Source organism: Aeromonas sp. Prich7-2 (assembly GCF_017939255.1).
Classification (GTDB): Bacteria; Pseudomonadota; Gammaproteobacteria; order Enterobacterales; family Aeromonadaceae; genus Aeromonas; species Aeromonas caviae.
In genome coordinates this window covers 51,713-67,005 of sequence record NZ_JAGKRI010000373.1, presented here as the reverse complement: position 1 = coordinate 67,005, position 15,293 = coordinate 51,713, and the positions used below count along the sequence as shown (strand labels likewise).

General features: G+C 62.8%; 12 protein-coding genes. 9 read left to right on the top strand and 3 right to left on the bottom strand.

Annotated features, from left to right (window positions below):
* On the bottom strand, window positions 1–489 hold the full coding sequence (locus tag J9892_RS24170) for a hypothetical protein (protein WP_210539176.1): 489 nt from the start codon (window positions 487–489) through the stop codon (window positions 1–3).
* A complete protein-coding gene (locus tag J9892_RS24165; RefSeq protein WP_210539175.1) occupies window positions 489–3,545 on the bottom strand; it encodes an FAD-binding and (Fe-S)-binding domain-containing protein in 3,057 nt (1,018 codons plus the stop codon). The genes J9892_RS24170 and J9892_RS24165 overlap by 1 nt, the downstream gene beginning before the upstream one ends.
* A gap of 169 nt (window positions 3,546–3,714) precedes the next feature.
* On the opposite strand from J9892_RS24165, the gene J9892_RS24160 reads away from it, so the two are divergent.
* The 5 genes from J9892_RS24160 (at window position 3,715) to J9892_RS24140 (ending at window position 10,123) form a co-directional block, all read left to right on the top strand.
* Window positions 3,715–4,641 carry a cation diffusion facilitator family transporter gene (locus J9892_RS24160; protein WP_210539174.1) on the top strand — a complete coding sequence of 309 codons (927 nt, stop codon included), beginning with the start codon at window positions 3,715–3,717 and terminating at the stop codon, window positions 4,639–4,641.
* 357 nt (window positions 4,642–4,998) lie between these two features.
* The gene (locus tag J9892_RS24155) at window positions 4,999–5,526 is read left to right on the top strand and encodes a hypothetical protein (RefSeq protein ID WP_246876749.1); all 528 of its coding nucleotides are present in this window, start codon (window positions 4,999–5,001) and stop codon (window positions 5,524–5,526) included.
* Window positions 5,527–6,167: 641 nt separating this feature from the next.
* A complete protein-coding gene (locus tag J9892_RS24150; RefSeq protein WP_210539172.1) occupies window positions 6,168–7,709 on the top strand; it encodes a TerC family protein in 1,542 nt (513 codons plus the stop codon).
* Between the two features lie 176 nt (window positions 7,710–7,885).
* Window positions 7,886–8,995 (top strand): alkene reductase, encoded by a 1,110-nt coding sequence (locus tag J9892_RS24145; protein ID WP_210539171.1) that lies wholly within the window; start codon window positions 7,886–7,888, stop codon window positions 8,993–8,995.
* A gap of 141 nt (window positions 8,996–9,136) precedes the next feature.
* Window positions 9,137–10,123 carry a zinc-binding dehydrogenase gene (locus J9892_RS24140; protein ID WP_210539170.1) on the top strand — a complete coding sequence of 329 codons (987 nt, stop codon included), beginning with the start codon at window positions 9,137–9,139 and terminating at the stop codon, window positions 10,121–10,123.
* Window positions 10,124–10,197: 74 nt separating this feature from the next.
* On the opposite strand, the gene J9892_RS24135 is transcribed toward J9892_RS24140, so the two are convergent.
* Entirely contained in the window at window positions 10,198–11,217 is a 1,020-nt protein-coding gene (locus J9892_RS24135) for an adenosine deaminase (protein WP_210539169.1), read from the bottom strand.
* A gap of 201 nt (window positions 11,218–11,418) precedes the next feature.
* Here J9892_RS24135 and J9892_RS24130 point away from each other — a divergent pair, with 201 nt between their 5' ends.
* The 4 genes from J9892_RS24130 (at window position 11,419) to J9892_RS24115 (ending at window position 15,217) form a co-directional block, all read left to right on the top strand.
* Entirely contained in the window at window positions 11,419–12,168 is a 750-nt protein-coding gene (locus tag J9892_RS24130) for an HAD-IIA family hydrolase (protein ID WP_010675115.1), read from the top strand.
* A 141-nt stretch (window positions 12,169–12,309) separates the two neighbouring features.
* A complete protein-coding gene (locus J9892_RS24125) occupies window positions 12,310–12,678 on the top strand; it encodes a cupin domain-containing protein (protein WP_039038770.1) in 369 nt (122 codons plus the stop codon).
* A 206-nt stretch (window positions 12,679–12,884) separates the two neighbouring features.
* On the top strand, window positions 12,885–14,549 hold the full coding sequence (asnB, locus tag J9892_RS24120) for an asparagine synthase B (protein ID WP_010675117.1): 1,665 nt from the start codon (window positions 12,885–12,887) through the stop codon (window positions 14,547–14,549).
* 167 nt (window positions 14,550–14,716) lie between these two features.
* On the top strand, window positions 14,717–15,217 hold the full coding sequence (locus J9892_RS24115) for a thioredoxin family protein (RefSeq protein ID WP_210539168.1): 501 nt from the start codon (window positions 14,717–14,719) through the stop codon (window positions 15,215–15,217).
* The last annotated feature ends 76 nt before the right edge of the window (window positions 15,218–15,293 follow it).

Sequence of the window (15,293 nt, the reverse complement as noted above, 5' to 3'; positions counted from 1 at the left end):
TCACCAGGGATAAGTCACCCCTGGCCACTCGGCCCAGGGACCGTCCCGCCCCGGCAGGCGCGGCTCGGACCAGCGCCATACCTTGCCGAGCCAGGCGCGCAGTTCGGCTTCGAGTTCGCTGTCAGTGAGCGGCGCCTCGGCCACCTTCCAGAAGAAGAGCTCCACCTGCACCTCCGGCAGCACCGACGGATAGAGGTAAACCCCGCCCCAGAAGCGGGGCTCCCTGTCCGGGCTCCAGAGGCCATAGGCAAAGGAGCGCTTGGCCAGAAACTCGGCGTGCTGCCACTCCAAGTCGGCCTCGTGCTGACTCAGGCTGAAATTGGCGGAGGGCCACACATCGTCCGGGCGAAACAGCTGATGGAGCTGATCCCGCTCGCGCAGGATGGCGACAAACTCCACCACGGCCTGGGACGGCGTGGTGGGGAGCAACAGAAAATGCGGGTGCCGATAGGCCTTTGGCACCCGGAACCCCTTGGGAAAGTGGAGCATCAGATCAGTTCCAGCAGGGCCTGCAGCGGATGCTTGAGCTTCTCCCCCTCCATACGCTTGACCTGGCTGCGGCACGAATAACCGGTGGCCAGACAACGGGCTTGCGGCAGGCGAGCCAGGGGCTCGGCCCAGCTCAGACCGTAGATCCCCTTGGAGTTCTCCACCTGTTTGGCGTCGTGACCATAGGTGCCCGCCATGCCGCAGCAACCCACCGACACCGGCTGCAAACGCGCACCGAAGCGGCCGAACAGGGTGCTCCAGTCACCGTGGGTGGTGGGCTTGGCGGTCTTCTCGGTGCAGTGGGCAAACAGATACCAGGGGTCGGTGCCAGCCTCTTCCCGCAGCGGCAGCGCCTCGGCAGGCAGGGAGAGCAGCCACTCCTGGGGCAGCAGCACCTGGAAATCGCCGCGGGCGGGGCCGAGCGCCTTCACGTACTCGTCCCGGTAGCAGAGCACCAGAGAGGGGTCGACCCCCACCATGGGGATGCCGAGGGCCGCCACCTTGTTGAGGAACTGGGCGCTGCTGGCAGCAGTGCGGGCGAAGGCGCGCAGGAATCCCTTCACGTGCTGAGGCTTGCCGTTGGGTTTGAACGGCAGCAGGTAGGGCTGATAACCCAGCTTGCTGGCCAGCTTCACCAGGTCACGCACCACGGGGGCGTCGTAGTAGCTGGTGAAGGGATCCTGCACGATGAGCACCACTTTTTGGCGCTGCTCGGGGCTCATGGCCTCGAGGCCCGGCAGATCGAAATAGCGGGCGCGGTGATCCCGCAGCTCCTCGGCCAGGGTCGGCACGGAGAGCAGCGGCACATCCACCATGCCGATGCTCTTCTCGGTCGCCTTCTGGGCCCACTCTTTTTCGAGGAAGAAGTTGACCAGCTTGGGGGCCTTGGCCAGCAGGGGCGCATAGCTTTCTACCGTGCCCACGAAGTAATCCTTGGGGCCGCGCAGATATCGGCTGTGATAGAGCTGCATGAAGCGGGCGCGGAAGGTGGGCACATCCACCTTGATGGGGCACTGGCTGGTGCATGCCTTGCACGCAAGGCACCCCTCCATCGCCTCCATCACCTCGTGGGAGAAGTCATACTCGCCCCGGGCGCGGGCCACCGTATTGCGGAACTTGTCGACGATCTGCTTGAAGCGCAGACCCCCGCTTTGCAGCGCCACCTCTTCGGCAAGGGGATCGAAGCCCTGCTCCGACAACTGGCGCAGCCATTCACGCATCAGGCCAGCCCGCCCCTTGGGGGAGTGACGGCGGTCGCGGCTGATCTTGACCGAGGGGCACATGGGGGAGTCGGTCTCGAAGGTGAAACACAGACCGTTGCCGTTGCAATCCAGCGCCCGTGTATAGCTCTCGCGCACGGCAATCGGGATCTGGCGGTCGAACTTGCCGCGCTTGGGCCCGTCCACCGAGACAAGCGAAGCGCCGCTGCCATAAGGCATGCAGATCTTGCCCGGGTTGATGCGGTTGGCCGGATCGAACGCCCCCTTGACCCGTTGCAGCTCTTCCCACAGCTCGCCGAAGAAGGCGGGGCTGTATTCGGAGCGAAAGCCCTTGCCGTGCTCCCCCCACATCAGGCCGCCGTATTTGGCGGTCAGCGCCACCACCTGATCCGAGATGCGCCGCAGCAGCACCTCCTGCTCGGGATCGCACAAGTCCAGCGCCGGGCGCACGTGCAGCACCCCGGCATCGACATGGCCGAACATGCCGTAGTCAAGGCCGTGAGCGTCCAGCAGGGCGCGAAACTCCATGATGAAGTCCGCCAGGGATTCCGGCGGCACGGCGGTGTCTTCGGTGAAGGCCACCGGCTTCTTGCGCCCCTCGGCGTTGCCGAGCAGCCCCACCGACTTCTTGCGCATGCCATAGATGGTCTCGATGCTCGGCAGGTGGTCGCACACCTGATAGCCAATGACCCCCGCCTCCCCCCTGGCCAGCAGGGCGTCGATGCGCCGGCACAGCTCCTCCACCTTGGCCTTGTGTGCATCCTCGTCGGTGTCGGCAAACTCGACGATGTTGAGCCCCTGCAGATCCTTGCCGGGCACATCCTGGATGAGATCCTTCACCGAGTGCCAGATGATGTCGGCGCGGGCCAGTCCCAGCACCCGGGAGTCCACCGTCTCCACCGACAGGGCGTGGGCCTGTACCATAAAGGGGGCATTTCTGAGCGCGGAGGGGAAGCTGTCGTACTTGACGTTGACCAAGGTTCGGTAGCGCGGAATGGGGGTGATGTTGAGGCGGGCTTCGGTGATGAAGCCCAAGGAGCCTTCCGAGCCGCACAGCACCCGGCTCACGTCCAGAGTGTCGGTATCGGGCTGATAGAGGTGCTTGAGATCGTAACCGGTCAGAAAGCGGTTGAGCTTGGGGAAGGTGGCTTCGATGTCGGCGCGCCGCTCGCGGCCGATGCGATAGAGGGTGCGATAGATCTCCCCTTCACGGGTCTCGAGGGCCAGCTTGTCCGCCAGACGCTGGCCGGTCACCGGCTCGGTCGCCATGAGATCGCCGTTTTCCAGCACGGCCTTGAGGCCGAGCACATGATCCGAGGTCTTGCCGTACACCAGCGACCCCTGCCCCGAGGCGTCGGTGTTGACCATGCCGCCTAAGGTGGCGCGGTTGGAGGTGGAAAGATCCGGCGAGAAGAAGTAGCCGTGGGGCTTCAAATAGGCGTTGAGCTGGTCTTTGACCACCCCTGCCTGGGCCCGTACCCAGCCCTCTTCCAGATTAATTTCCATGATCTGGTTCATATGGCGCGAGAGATCGACGATAATGCCGCCGCCCAGGGATTGGCCATTGGTGCCGGTACCGCCGCCGCGAGGGAAGAAACTCAAGGTTGCGTACTCGGGCCCCTGGGCCAGCTTGAGCATCACCGCAATATCGTCCGCACTGCGCGGATAGAGAACCGCCTGAGGTACTACCTGATAGACGCTGTTATCCGTCGCCATCGCCAACCGGCTTGCATAAGACTTTTCGATATCACCACGAAATGCTGATCGCGCCAGCAACTCAAGAAACTGCAGGGTTGTAGATGACAAACTGTCCTGGTAATCGAGTCTCGGGATCATGAATCCTTGTTCCCATCCTTTGCTTGATGCCGGCATTCCGGCGACAACGACCGTTCGGGCCTGCCTCTTTGCGGGTGTCCGAACCAGTCCGCTCACATGTGAGCGGGCAGTATATCAGCTAGAAAACCGCTTGCGCGCGCAATCTTCACCATTTGAAAGGAGGACTTTTATGGCTCGCTACAGCCATGTTATCAGTACGCTTATTCGCACCGAAAAACAGGCGCTGACCCTGTCGCTGTTTGGTTGCATCACCTTTGCCATTTTCGGGATCGGCTATGGTCTGTTCGTCGGTTCCAACGCCATCATGCTGGACGGCATCTTCACCCTGTTCAGCATGGGCATGACGGGCCTTGGGCTCATCACCGCCTACCTGGTTACCCGCCCCTCCGACGCCCGTTTCCAATACGGCTACGCCCACTTCGAACCCATCGCCAACGTCATCAACGGCGCCATCATTCTGCTGCTCTGCCTCGGTGCCCTCTATGGCGGCATCACCTCCCTGCTGGCGGGCGGACGGGAGATCGATCTCGGCCACGCCCTCATTTATGCCGTCGTCTCCACCTTCTTCTGCGGCATCATCTACCGGGTCGAAGCCGACGTGGCCGAGCGGGTCAACTCCGAGCTGGTGCGGGTAGACTCCAAGGAGTGGCTGGTGGATACCCTGCTCAGCGCCACCCTGCTCATCGGCTTTCTGGTCGCCATCGGCCTCGATACCCTGGGTTACGGCCACTACAACCGCTACATAGACCCGGTGCTGGTCTCCCTGCTGGCCCTGTGTGCCACCCTCATTCCCATCAAGGTGCTCGGTCGCAACCTGCGGGAGGTGCTGAAGATCGCCCCCAAGGGAGAGGTCAAGCAGCGAGTCGAACACGAGATCGAGGCCCTGCGCCAGCGCCATGGCATCGAATGCTACAGCCACCTGGCGAAAAGCGGCCGCCGCTTCGATCTCGAGCTCAACATCCTGGTGGCCCCCGGCCAGGAGTGGCCCGTCGAGCGCCAGGATGCCCTGCGCCAGGAGCTCTGGTCCCGCCTCGGCGACACCCTGGGAGACGCCTGGCTGTCGGTCTGCTTCACCCGCGAGAAACGCTGGCTCTGATCCGGCGCTCGTCATTGCGCTGCAACGCGGGGCCCAGTCGCCCCGCGTCATGACTCCCGGCGCAACCGCCGCCAAGTTCCCTCCTCTGTCGAGGCCCCATCCTGCTTACCCCCTCACTCCTCGCGCCTTCCCCCTGTCCCGTTCAACCCGCCAGGAGAAAACGTTTGCCACCCCTTCCGGATCAATATTCACTTTCATCCCAGGGAAAAATAATAAAAATTCGTTGCTAAAATAAAGTACCGCCGCTATTTATTCCGATCAGGGATGAAGGCTATTTCCTGCCTGGCAATGGAATTGTTGTTAACCGGAAAAATAAAATAATAAATCTCGTATCATTAAACAGTTGAGGTAATGTCCATGAAGAAAGTACTGATCGCTGCCATAACCCTAGCCATGGCGGGTGCGGCGAGCGCCGCCATTCCACAGTTGAATTATCAGTGCCCGGGTCAAATCCAGATGCACAGCGATGAAGGTGGCCCCGTCTATATCAATGGCAAGGAGGCCAAACTCAAGAAGTACAGCGAGGAGTTCTACGAGGCCAAGGGCGCCGGCGTCACCCTCTCCATCAGCAACACCGGGGGCCAGTACGATGTCTCCTACACCAGCAAGAAAGGCTCGGGTACCTGCCAGCCAGGCTCCTCTGCGGCCCCTGCTGCAGCCACTGCCTCAGCCCCTGCCCACAAGGCCAGTCCCGCAGAGAAAGCCTGTCTCAAGGCGGTCTCCGACAAGACAGATGTGGCACAACAGCAGCTCCAGGTGATCGACGTGATGGACTCGGAAGCCGGGGTTGGCGTGACCATCAAGGTGCCGGGTGCCGATGCCCCCTGGTCCTGTCTGAGCGACAAGAAGGGGCATGTTCAGGGCGCGGCCTATACCGGCAATTGACCTGACGACCAGGGTTAACGTCCCCTGAAACAACCCGTGTGAGCGCAAACGAGGAGGCCTGGACCTCCTTGCTTTTTATACGCTGAATATATGATTCATGTGAATTAGTTGGTGGCGAACAAGTTAAATTTAGAATAATAACTCCATATCAAACACCATAACCCCCCCTATTCCTTCTTTCTCCCATGACACAGCCGCAATATTCCCCCCTGAAACAAATTATTACAAAAATAATGGATATATATGAGCCTGATGAATCCGGTTGTTGGTATCAGATCGTTTATTTTCCTTGTTCAGCACCTATGTTTGTGGTCGTGTCAATGTGTCGCTCTTTTATCTCCAGTCAAACTTGGCTGCGCATCAATGCCCCTTTCCCTTGCCTCCCCCGTCGGCAATCCCCTCGTCGCGTCCCCCTGACAGCCCCCTTGCCAAATGGCGGCGAGTCGTTATCATCAGGGCTCACTTTTGACCCGAGGTTTTATTGCCCATCATGGACAATCCCCGAAGTAGCCCTTCGTCTTTTCCCATCAAAGCCTATCTGTACCTGCTCAACCAACGCCTCTGAAGCGAACGCCCCTGTCACCACGGCGTCCTTGCCGTGACCGCGATTCACTGCATCTGTCTTCATTGAGGTTTATGACATGGAATTTCTGCTGGACCCCTCTATCTGGGTCGGTCTGCTTACCCTGATCATCCTGGAAATCGTTCTCGGGATAGACAACCTGGTCTTCATCGCCATCCTGGTGAAAAAGCTGCCCCCCCCCCAGCGGGACAGGGCGCGCATCATCGGTCTCTCCCTGGCCCTGCTGATGCGCCTGGGGCTGCTCAGCGTGATGTCCTGGCTGGTCACTCTCACGACCCCCATTCTGCACGTCTGGGATCACCCCTTCTCGGGGCGGGATCTCATCCTGATGGGGGGCGGCCTCTTCCTGCTGTTCAAGGCGACGTCAGAGCTGCACGAGCGGCTCGAGGCCAGGCCGGAGGAGCAGGGCGCGACCGGCGTCTATGCCGGGTTCGGGGTGGTGATCGCCCAGATCCTGGTGCTGGATGCTGTCTTCTCCCTGGACTCCATCATCACCGCCGTCGGCATGGTGGATCACCTCGGCGTCATGATGGCGGCCGTGACCATCGCCATGGTAGTGATGGTGCTCGCATCCAAGCCCCTGACCCGCTTCGTCAACGCCCACCCCACTGTGGTGGTGCTCTGCCTGAGCTTCCTCTTGATGATCGGCTTCAGCCTGGTGGCGGAGGGCTTCGGCTTCCACATTCCGAAGGGCTACCTCTACGCGGCCATCGGCTTCTCGGTGCTCATCGAGTTCTTCAACCAGCTCGCCCAGCGCAGTGCCCTGCGCCATGAGGCGCGCCAGCCCCTGCGCGAGCGCACCACCGCCGCCATCTTCAAGCTGATGGGGGGGAACAAGCGCTCAGCCCACCCGCAGGAGGACGAAGAAGAGGTGCAGACTCAGCCCCTGCCCCCCGGTTTCGGTGAAGAGGAGCGTTACATGGTGAGCGGCGTGCTGTCGCTGGCCGAGCGTTCCATTCGCACCATCATGACCCCGCGCTCCGAGATGGAGTGGATCGACGTGAGCGACAGCGAGGACGAGATCCGCGCCCTGCTGCAACGGGCCCCCCACAGCCTGTTCCCGGTCTGTGACGGGGAGCTGGACGAGATCATCGGGGTGGTCAAGGCTCGGGATCTGCTGTTTGCCCTCAACGAGGGGCAATCCCTGGCAGCGCTTGCCAGACAGAACGAGCCCGTCATCGTGCCCCAGACCATCAACGTGATCCGGCTGCTGGCGGAGCTGCGCCAGGCCAGGGGCAGCCTCATCCTGGTGGCGGACGAGTTTGGCGTCATCCAGGGGCTGGTCACCAACCACGATCTGCTGGAGGCCATCGTCGGCGAGCTGCCGGACGAGGACGAGACCCCCGATGTGGTGCGCGAGGGCGAGCACTGGCTCATCCACGGCACCACCAACATCCATCAGGTGGAGCAGGCCCTGAACTGCGACGGTCTGGTGAGCGAGAGCGACGAGTACGTGACCCTGGCGGGCATGTTGCTCTCCCACTTCGGCAGCCTGCCCGACGTCGGTCAGCAGTTGCACCTCGGCCAGTTCCGCTTCGAGGTCATGGCCGTGAGCGAGCGGCGCATCGAGCGAGTACGGGTCACCCCACTCTCCCCCTGATCATCGGCGGCAATCACAGCAAGAGAGGGCCCTTGGCCCTCTTTTTTCTGGCGCGAGCCAGGCCCCTCCCGGGCCATTGCTGCGATAACGGCAATTCTCTTCTGCAATACCCCCTCTTTTTCACAATAACAATCCCCTTTAGAGTCATCTCACTCCCAAAGATTGAGGAATCCATCATGCACCACGATCCCCTGTTCTGCCCCCTTCGCCTCGGCCAGCTGCACCTTGCCAACCGCATCGTCATGCCCCCCATGACCCGCTCCCGCGCCAGCCAGCCCGGGGACGTGGCCAACGCCATGATGGCGACCTACTACGCCCAGCGTGCCGGGGCCGGCCTCATCATCAGCGAAGGCACCCAGATAGATCCCCTGGGCAAGGGCTACGCCTGGACGCCGGGCATCCACAGCGCCGAGCAGGTGGCAGGCTGGAAGCAGGTAACAGACGCGGTCCACGCCCAGGGGGGCATCATGTTCGCCCAGCTCTGGCACGTGGGCCGGGTCACCCATCCTGACAACATCGGCGGCGCCCAGCCCCTCTCCTCCTCCGCCATCCAGGCCAAGGGAGTGAAGGTGTTCGTCGACAACGGCAGCGATGCCCCGGGGTTTGTGGAGACCGTCACCCCGCGCGCCATGACCCAGGCCGACATCGACGCCGTGGTGGGGCAGTTTCGCCAGGCCGCCCGCAACGCCATGGAGGCGGGCTTTGACGGCATCGAGTTGCACGCCGCCAACGGCTACCTCATCAACCAGTTCCTCGACTCCGAGTCCAATACCCGCACCGACGGCTATGGCGGTTCGCTCGAAAACCGGCTGCGTTTCCTCAAAGAGGTGACCGAGGCGGTCTGTGACGAGATCGGTCCCGACCGGGTCGGGGTACGCCTTGCGCCGCTCACCACCCTCAACGGCACCGTGGATGCCAACCCCCAGGAGACCTATCTGGCCGCCGCGCGCCTGCTGGGCCAGCTCGGCGTGGTCTATCTGCACGTCGCGGAAGCGGACTGGGACGACGCCCCCCTGATGGCGGAGAGCTTCAAGCAGGGGCTGCGCGATGCCTTCCCCAACACCCTCATCTACGCGGGCAAGTACGATGGGGAACGCGCCCGCGCCGCCATCGAGGCGGGCTGGGCCGACATGATTGGCTTCGGTCGCCCCTTCGTGGCCAACCCCGACTTGCCGAACCGCCTGCGCCACGGCCATCCGTTCGCCCCCCACGATCCCGCCACCCTGTTTGGCGGCGGCGAGAAAGGGCTGACCGATTACCCCGTCTATGGGGCAGAGCGGGCATAAAGCGGCTCGCGCCGAACGCCTTATCGGGCGGCCCCCACCAGCGTGGTGGTCCGCCTAGTTGTCTTGCCAGTGTAACAACAACTCAAGGCATTGTTACGCCATATGACTCAATCTGCGCCCCCTCTCTTTCAAGGAGTCACCATGAACCATACCCAGGCCTGGTGCTGGCACGCCCCCGGCGAACCGGACCAGCTCACTCTCACCCGGCAGACGCTCCCCGCCCCCGGGCCCGACGAGGTCCTCGTCGCCAACCGGATCATCGCCTTCAATCCGGTGGACTGGAAACTCATCGAACAGGGTCATCCCCACTGGCAGCCAGGCCATGTGCCCGGCGTCGATGGCATGGGCACCCTGGTGGCACTGGGGGCCAACGTCACCCACCTGCGCCCCGGCACCCGGGTCGCCTATCACACCGACTTGCGCCACGGCGGCAGCTTTGCCCGCCACACCCTGGTGCCGGCTCGCGCCCTGATGCCGGTGCCCGATGCCCTGAGCGACGAGGCGGCCGCCGCGCTCCCCTGCCCCGGCCTCACCGCCTGGCAGGCGCTGGCCAAGCTGCCGCACCTGCACGGGGAGGCCCTGCTCATCACGGGGGCTGGCAGCAGTGTCGGCCGCTTCGCGGTGCAACTTGCCCTCCAGAAGGGGGCCCGCGTCTTTGCCAGCGCCAGCCCGCGCCACCACCAGTGGCTCAAACAGCTAGGCGTGCAGGGGGTGGCGGACTATCGGGATCCCGACTGGCTGGCCCAGTTGCAGGCCGCCAACGGCGGTGAACCCTTCGAGGGGATCATCGATCTGGTCTCCAGCCAGCAGGCAGAAGCCTTGCTGCCTGCCCTTGGCTATTACGGCCACATGGTGACGGTGCTCGGGCGCATCGCGCGCAACCCGCTGCCCGCCTTTAGCCATTGCCACTCGTTGCACGAGATTGCCCTCGGCGCTCAGCACGCCTTTGGCTCGGACAAACAGTGGAGCCGTCTGGTGGCGGCCGGTGTCGCCATGATGGCGCAGATGGCGAGCGGCGAGCTGACCCTGCCGCCGCTGGTGGTGGGCGACTTCGACGCCCTGCCCGCCCTGCTCACCCACGTCAAGCAGGAGGGACAAGGGGAAAAGTATCTGGTGCGGGTGGGTTGATACCCGCCCAACGATGGCACAAAGAGGCCCGCCATGGCGGGCCTCCTCCATTCAAGGTGTGCAAGGCGGCCTGCTCAGTGCAGGCTCACCCCGTGCAGGGCGGCATGGAGGCGAATGTCCCGGGTCAGGCGCACCTTGTCCGCAAGGCTCAGCCAGCTCGCCTCCACAGCATTGAGACTGAGGCGGCACAGCTGCTCCTGGCTGGCGCCAAGCCCGTCGGCCAGGGCCTGGAAGTTGGCGTTCATGTAGCCGCCGAAATAGGCGGGATCGTCGGAGTTCACGGTGACGCAGAGCCCCTGCTCCAGCAGCCTCAGCACATTGTGGTGGGCCATCTGGTCAAACACCCTGAGCCGCACGTTGGAGAGGGGGCAGACGGTGAGGGGCAGCCGGGTATCCGCCAGATAGCTCAGCAGCGCGGGATCCTCGACGCAGCGCACCCCGTGATCGATGCGCTGCACCCCGAGCTCCCGGATCGCCTGCCAGATGTAGTCCGCAGGTCCCTCCTCGCCGGCATGGGCCACCACCGGCAACCCCAGCTCGCGGCAGCGAGCGAAGACCCGGGCGAACTTGCTGGGCGGGTTGCCCCGTTCCCCCGAATCGAGGCCGACCCCGTGCAGGCGCGCCAGGTGGGGCGTGGCCTCTGCCAGGGTGGCGAATGCCGCCTCTTCACTCAGGTGGCGCAGGAAGCTCATGAGAAGACGCCAGCTGATGCCAAAGGCTGCTTCGCCAGCCTGCAGCGCCCGCTCGATGCCCCCCAACACGGTGGCAAAGGGCACGCCGCGGGCGGTGTGGGTCTGGGGATCGAAAAAGATCTCCACGTGCACCACGTGATCGGCAACGCAGCGCTCGAGATAGGCCCAGGTGAGGTCGAAGAAATCCTGTTCGTGGATGAGCACGCTGGCGCCGAGGTAGTAGAGATCGAGGAAGGATTGCAGGCCGTCGAACTCATAGGCGGCGCGCAGGCTGTCGACATCGGGCCAGGGCAGCGCCACCCCGTTGCGCTGGCCGAGGGCGAACATCAGCTCGGGTTCGAGGGTCCCCTCGATATGCAGGTGCAGTTCCAGCTTGGGCAAGCCGGCAATAAAGTGCTCCATGATGACGGCTCCATCGTCAGACTCCGTGCGGGCACCACCGGGGCGGCGCCCTCCCTTCGCCTTCATTGTGCACCCATCTGGCCCGCTGGAGGAGACTTGTCATCAAAGGGCCTTATAATGGCGGCACAAAAACCATAACCGATTGAAGAGACGAACAGAGGGATGCCCTGTCCCCGCTCTTGCGCCCTACAAGGAGAATTCATGAAGAAAAACGTCATCTGTGACATTGACGGCGTCATCCTGCACAACAACGATCTCATTCCCGGCGCCGACCGCTTCGTCCACCGCCTGCTGGAGCAGGGCAGCAAGCTCCTGTTCCTCACCAACTACCCGGCCCAGACCCAGAAAGATCTGCAAAACCGCTTCCGCTCCGCCGGAATAGAGGTGCCCGAGGAGTGCTTCTACACCTCCGCCATGGGCACCGCCGACTTTCTCAAGCGCCAGGATGGCAAGAAGGCCTATGTGATTGGCGAAGGGGCCCTGACCCACGAGCTCTATAAAGCCGGCTTCACCATCACCGACATCGACCCGGACTTCGTGGTGGTAGGGGAGACCCGCAACTACAACTGGACCATGATGCAGCAGGGCGCCAAGTTCGTGGATCAGGGGGCCCGCTTCATCGCCACCAACCCCGACACCCACGGCCCCCTGATGTACCCGGCCTGCGGCGCCCTGTGCGCCCCCATCGAGCGGATGACCGGCAAGAAGCCCTTCTATGTCGGCAAGCCGAGCGCCTGGATCATTCGCGCGGCCCTCAACCGGATGGAGGCCCACTCCGACGACACCATCATCATCGGCGACAACCTGCGCACCGACATCCTGGCAGGCTTCCAGGCCGGTCTCGAGACGGTGCTGGTGCTCTCCGGGGTGAGCAAGGTGGCGGACATCGACCGCATGCCGTTTCGGCCAAACCACATCTTTGACTCCGTGGTGGACATCGACATCGTCTGATCCCGGGTGCCGCCCTTCCGGTAGCCTTCAGCCTGCACGGGCCCCCTTGGCAAAGGGGGCCCGTTTCGTTTAACGTAAGCGCAACATCGTTAAACAAACTAAACGGGAGCAGGATGCTCCTTCGCCACTCAAGGACGCACCATGAAGAGCCTGAACGACTGGATCCTGCTGGACAAGCACACTGTCTCCCCCACCCCGATGATGCCCGCCCCCGAGCGCATCAGGGCCGGAACGCCGAGCCAGACGGCATGGAACCACTACTCCGACCCGAGCCAGCAGTTTCACGTGGGCTTCTGGGCTTGCGAGCCGGGCTGCTGGGCCGTTCACTATACCGAACACGAATACTGCCAGATGCTGGAAGGGGAGGCGGTGATCCACGACGAGCAGGGCGGCCGGCTGCACCTCAAACCGGGGGATCAGTTCGTCATTCCCGCCGGTTTTGTCGGGCAGTGGGAGACCCTCACCCCTTGCCGCAAGCTCTATGTGATCTTCGAACCCGCCGCGACTTGACGCGAACGTCAACCCTGACCCTCTCTCTTCAGGCGGCCGAACGGCCGCCATTCCCTGGCGCAACTTGACGCTTACGGCATGATTTTCTGCGGTTTTCCTGCTTGCAAAAGGGTTTTCCGCTAGGCATTGTGATTGGCGAGGAATGTAAATGGAATTTCGAGCCCAAACGTGGGGGGCTCATATAAAAATCAAGAGGATTACCGCCAATGTGTTCTATTTTCGGCATTCTGGACATCAAGACCGACGCCACTGCCCTGCGCAAATCGGCCCTGGAGATGTCCAAGCGACTGCGTCACCGCGGGCCTGACTGGTCCGGCGTCTACAGCTCCGACAAGGCCATCCTGGTGCACGAGCGCCTGGCCATCGTCGATCCGGGCAACGGCGCACAGCCTCTCTACAACCCCGAGCGCACGCACGTATTGGCCGTCAACGGCGAGATCTACAACCACAAGGAGCTGGAGAAGAACCTCAAGGTCGACTTCCAGTTCCAGACCCACTCCGACTGTGAAGTGCTGCTGGCCCTCTACAAGGAGAAGGGCCCGGCGTTCCTGGACGATCTGAACGGCATCTTCGCCTTTATCCTCTATGACGCCGAGCAGGATGCCTACCTGATTGGTCGCGACCACATGGGGATCATCCCCCTCTATACCGGCCGCGACGAACACGGCAACTTCTATGTCGCCTCCGAGATGAAGGCCCTGGTGCCGGTGTGCAAGAGCGTCGAGACCTTCCCGCCGGGACACTACCTGTGGAGCAAGGATGGCGAGCTCAAACAGTGGTACAAGCGGGACTGGATGGAATACGCGCCGGTCGAGCACAACGTCAGCGACAAGGCCGAGCTCAAAGCGGCCCTGGAAGCGGCGGTCAAGCGCCAGCTGATGTGCGACGTGCCCTATGGCGTGCTGCTCTCCGGTGGTCTGGATTCGTCCGTCATCTCCGCCATCACCAAGCTCTATGCCGCCCGCCGGGTGGAAGACGATGGCAAGAGCGAAGCCTGGTGGCCCCAGCTGCACTCCTTCGCCGTCGGCCTGGAAGGGTCGCCGGATCTCGCCGCCGCCCGCAAGGTGGCTGATCACCTGGGCACCATCCACCACCAGATCCACTTCACCGTGCAGGAAGGGCTGGATGCCCTGCGGGACGTCATCTATCACCTCGAGACCTATGACGTCACCACCATCCGCGCCTCCACCCCGATGTATCTGATGGCCCGCTACATCAAGGCGATGGGGATCAAGATGGTGCTGTCGGGAGAGGGCTCCGACGAGCTGTTCGGCGGCTACCTCTACTTCCACAAGGCCCCCAACGCCCGTGAGTTCCACGAGGAGAACGTGCGCAAGCTCGCCTCCCTGCACCTCTATGACTGCCTGCGCGCCAACAAGTCCATGGCCGCCTGGGGCGTGGAAGGCCGCGTGCCCTTCCTCGACAAGGAGTTCATGGACGTGGCGATGCGCCTCAATCCCGCCGACAAGATGTGCGGCAAGGGCAAGATCGAGAAGCACATCCTGCGGGAAGCCTTCGAGGATCTGCTGCCCCACGAAGTGGCGTGGCGTCAGAAGGAGCAGTTCTCCGACGGTGTGGGCTACTCCTGGATTGACAGCCTGAAAGCCATGGTCGAGGAAGAGGTGACGGATCAGATGTTCGAGGCCGCGGCCTTCCGCTTCCCCGTCAATACCCCGCTCACCAAGGAGGCGTACTACTACCGCGCCATCTTTGACGAGCACTTCCCGCTGGAGTCCGCCGCCCGCACCGTGCCCTACGGCAAGTCGGTCGCCTGCTCCACCCCGACCGCGCTGGAATGGGATGCCAAGTTCAAGGAGATGGCCGACCCGTCCGGTCGCGCCGTGATGGACGTCCACCAGCAGGGTTACTGATCGCCCCTGACCTGAATACAAAGCCCCTCTCGAGGGGCTTTGTTGTTTTCTGCCATTCCATTGCCGCTTTTTGCCTTCCCCTTCCCTGTTTGCGGCTTGGCGCAGGAAACGCCTCGTGTCACATTGTCTGCGCCTGGAAGCAAAGATAACGACACAAGGAAGAGACCATGAAACGACTGTTACTGCCCCTGATGCTGGGCACCCTCCTTTTCAATGGCACCGCCTGCGCGGGCGACCACCTCTGGTGTCAGAGCCTGCCCGATTACAGCCAGGGTTATGACGAGACGCGGGATCCGGCCCGCGATCTCGCTGCCGCCACCGCCAAGGCCAGTGCCGAGGGCAAGAAAGTCCTGCTGCTGGTGGGGGGCGAATGGTGCAGCTGGTGCCAGGAGATGAACCGCTTTCTGGACCGGGAACCCGATCTCGCCGGCCAGCTCAACCGCACCTTCGTGGTGGTCAAGGTGAACGTCAGCGAGCAGAACAAGAATGAATCCTTCCTGAAAGACTATCCCGAGTATCTGGGGGTCCCCCACTTCTACGTGCTGGATGCCAAGGGCAGGCTGCTTGAGTCCTTCAACACCGGGCTGCTAGAGAAGGGGAAGAGTTACGACGGGGAGAAACTCGGCAAATTTATCGCCTATTTCCAGCCCAGGACCACCCACGGCTGACTCGCCAGTCAATCAAACAGGACCCCGCACGGTCAGTGACAGTGCAGGGCACTGATGGCTACGCAAACAGGGAAGT

Excerpts from the sequence above, each read along its gene's own strand:
- J9892_RS24115 (WP_210539168.1), top strand. The coding sequence starts at position 14,717 with ATGAAACGACTGTTACTGCCCCTGATGCTGGGCACCCTCCTTTTCAAT.
- J9892_RS24135 (WP_210539169.1), bottom strand. The coding sequence starts at position 11,217 with ATGGAGCACTTTATTGCCGGCTTGCCCAAGCTGGAACTGCACCTGCAT.
- J9892_RS24165 (WP_210539175.1), bottom strand. The coding sequence starts at position 3,545 with ATGATCCCGAGACTCGATTACCAGGACAGTTTGTCATCTACAACCCTG.
- J9892_RS24160 (WP_210539174.1), top strand. The coding sequence starts at position 3,715 with ATGGCTCGCTACAGCCATGTTATCAGTACGCTTATTCGCACCGAAAAA.
- asnB (WP_010675117.1), top strand. The coding sequence starts at position 12,885 with ATGTGTTCTATTTTCGGCATTCTGGACATCAAGACCGACGCCACTGCC.
- J9892_RS24155 (WP_246876749.1), top strand. The coding sequence starts at position 4,999 with ATGAAGAAAGTACTGATCGCTGCCATAACCCTAGCCATGGCGGGTGCG.
- J9892_RS24170 (WP_210539176.1), bottom strand. The coding sequence starts at position 489 with ATGCTCCACTTTCCCAAGGGGTTCCGGGTGCCAAAGGCCTATCGGCAC.
- J9892_RS24140 (WP_210539170.1), top strand. The coding sequence starts at position 9,137 with ATGAACCATACCCAGGCCTGGTGCTGGCACGCCCCCGGCGAACCGGAC.
- J9892_RS24150 (WP_210539172.1), top strand. The coding sequence starts at position 6,168 with ATGGAATTTCTGCTGGACCCCTCTATCTGGGTCGGTCTGCTTACCCTG.
- J9892_RS24125 (WP_039038770.1), top strand. The coding sequence starts at position 12,310 with ATGAAGAGCCTGAACGACTGGATCCTGCTGGACAAGCACACTGTCTCC.
- J9892_RS24145 (WP_210539171.1), top strand. The coding sequence starts at position 7,886 with ATGCACCACGATCCCCTGTTCTGCCCCCTTCGCCTCGGCCAGCTGCAC.
- J9892_RS24130 (WP_010675115.1), top strand. The coding sequence starts at position 11,419 with ATGAAGAAAAACGTCATCTGTGACATTGACGGCGTCATCCTGCACAAC.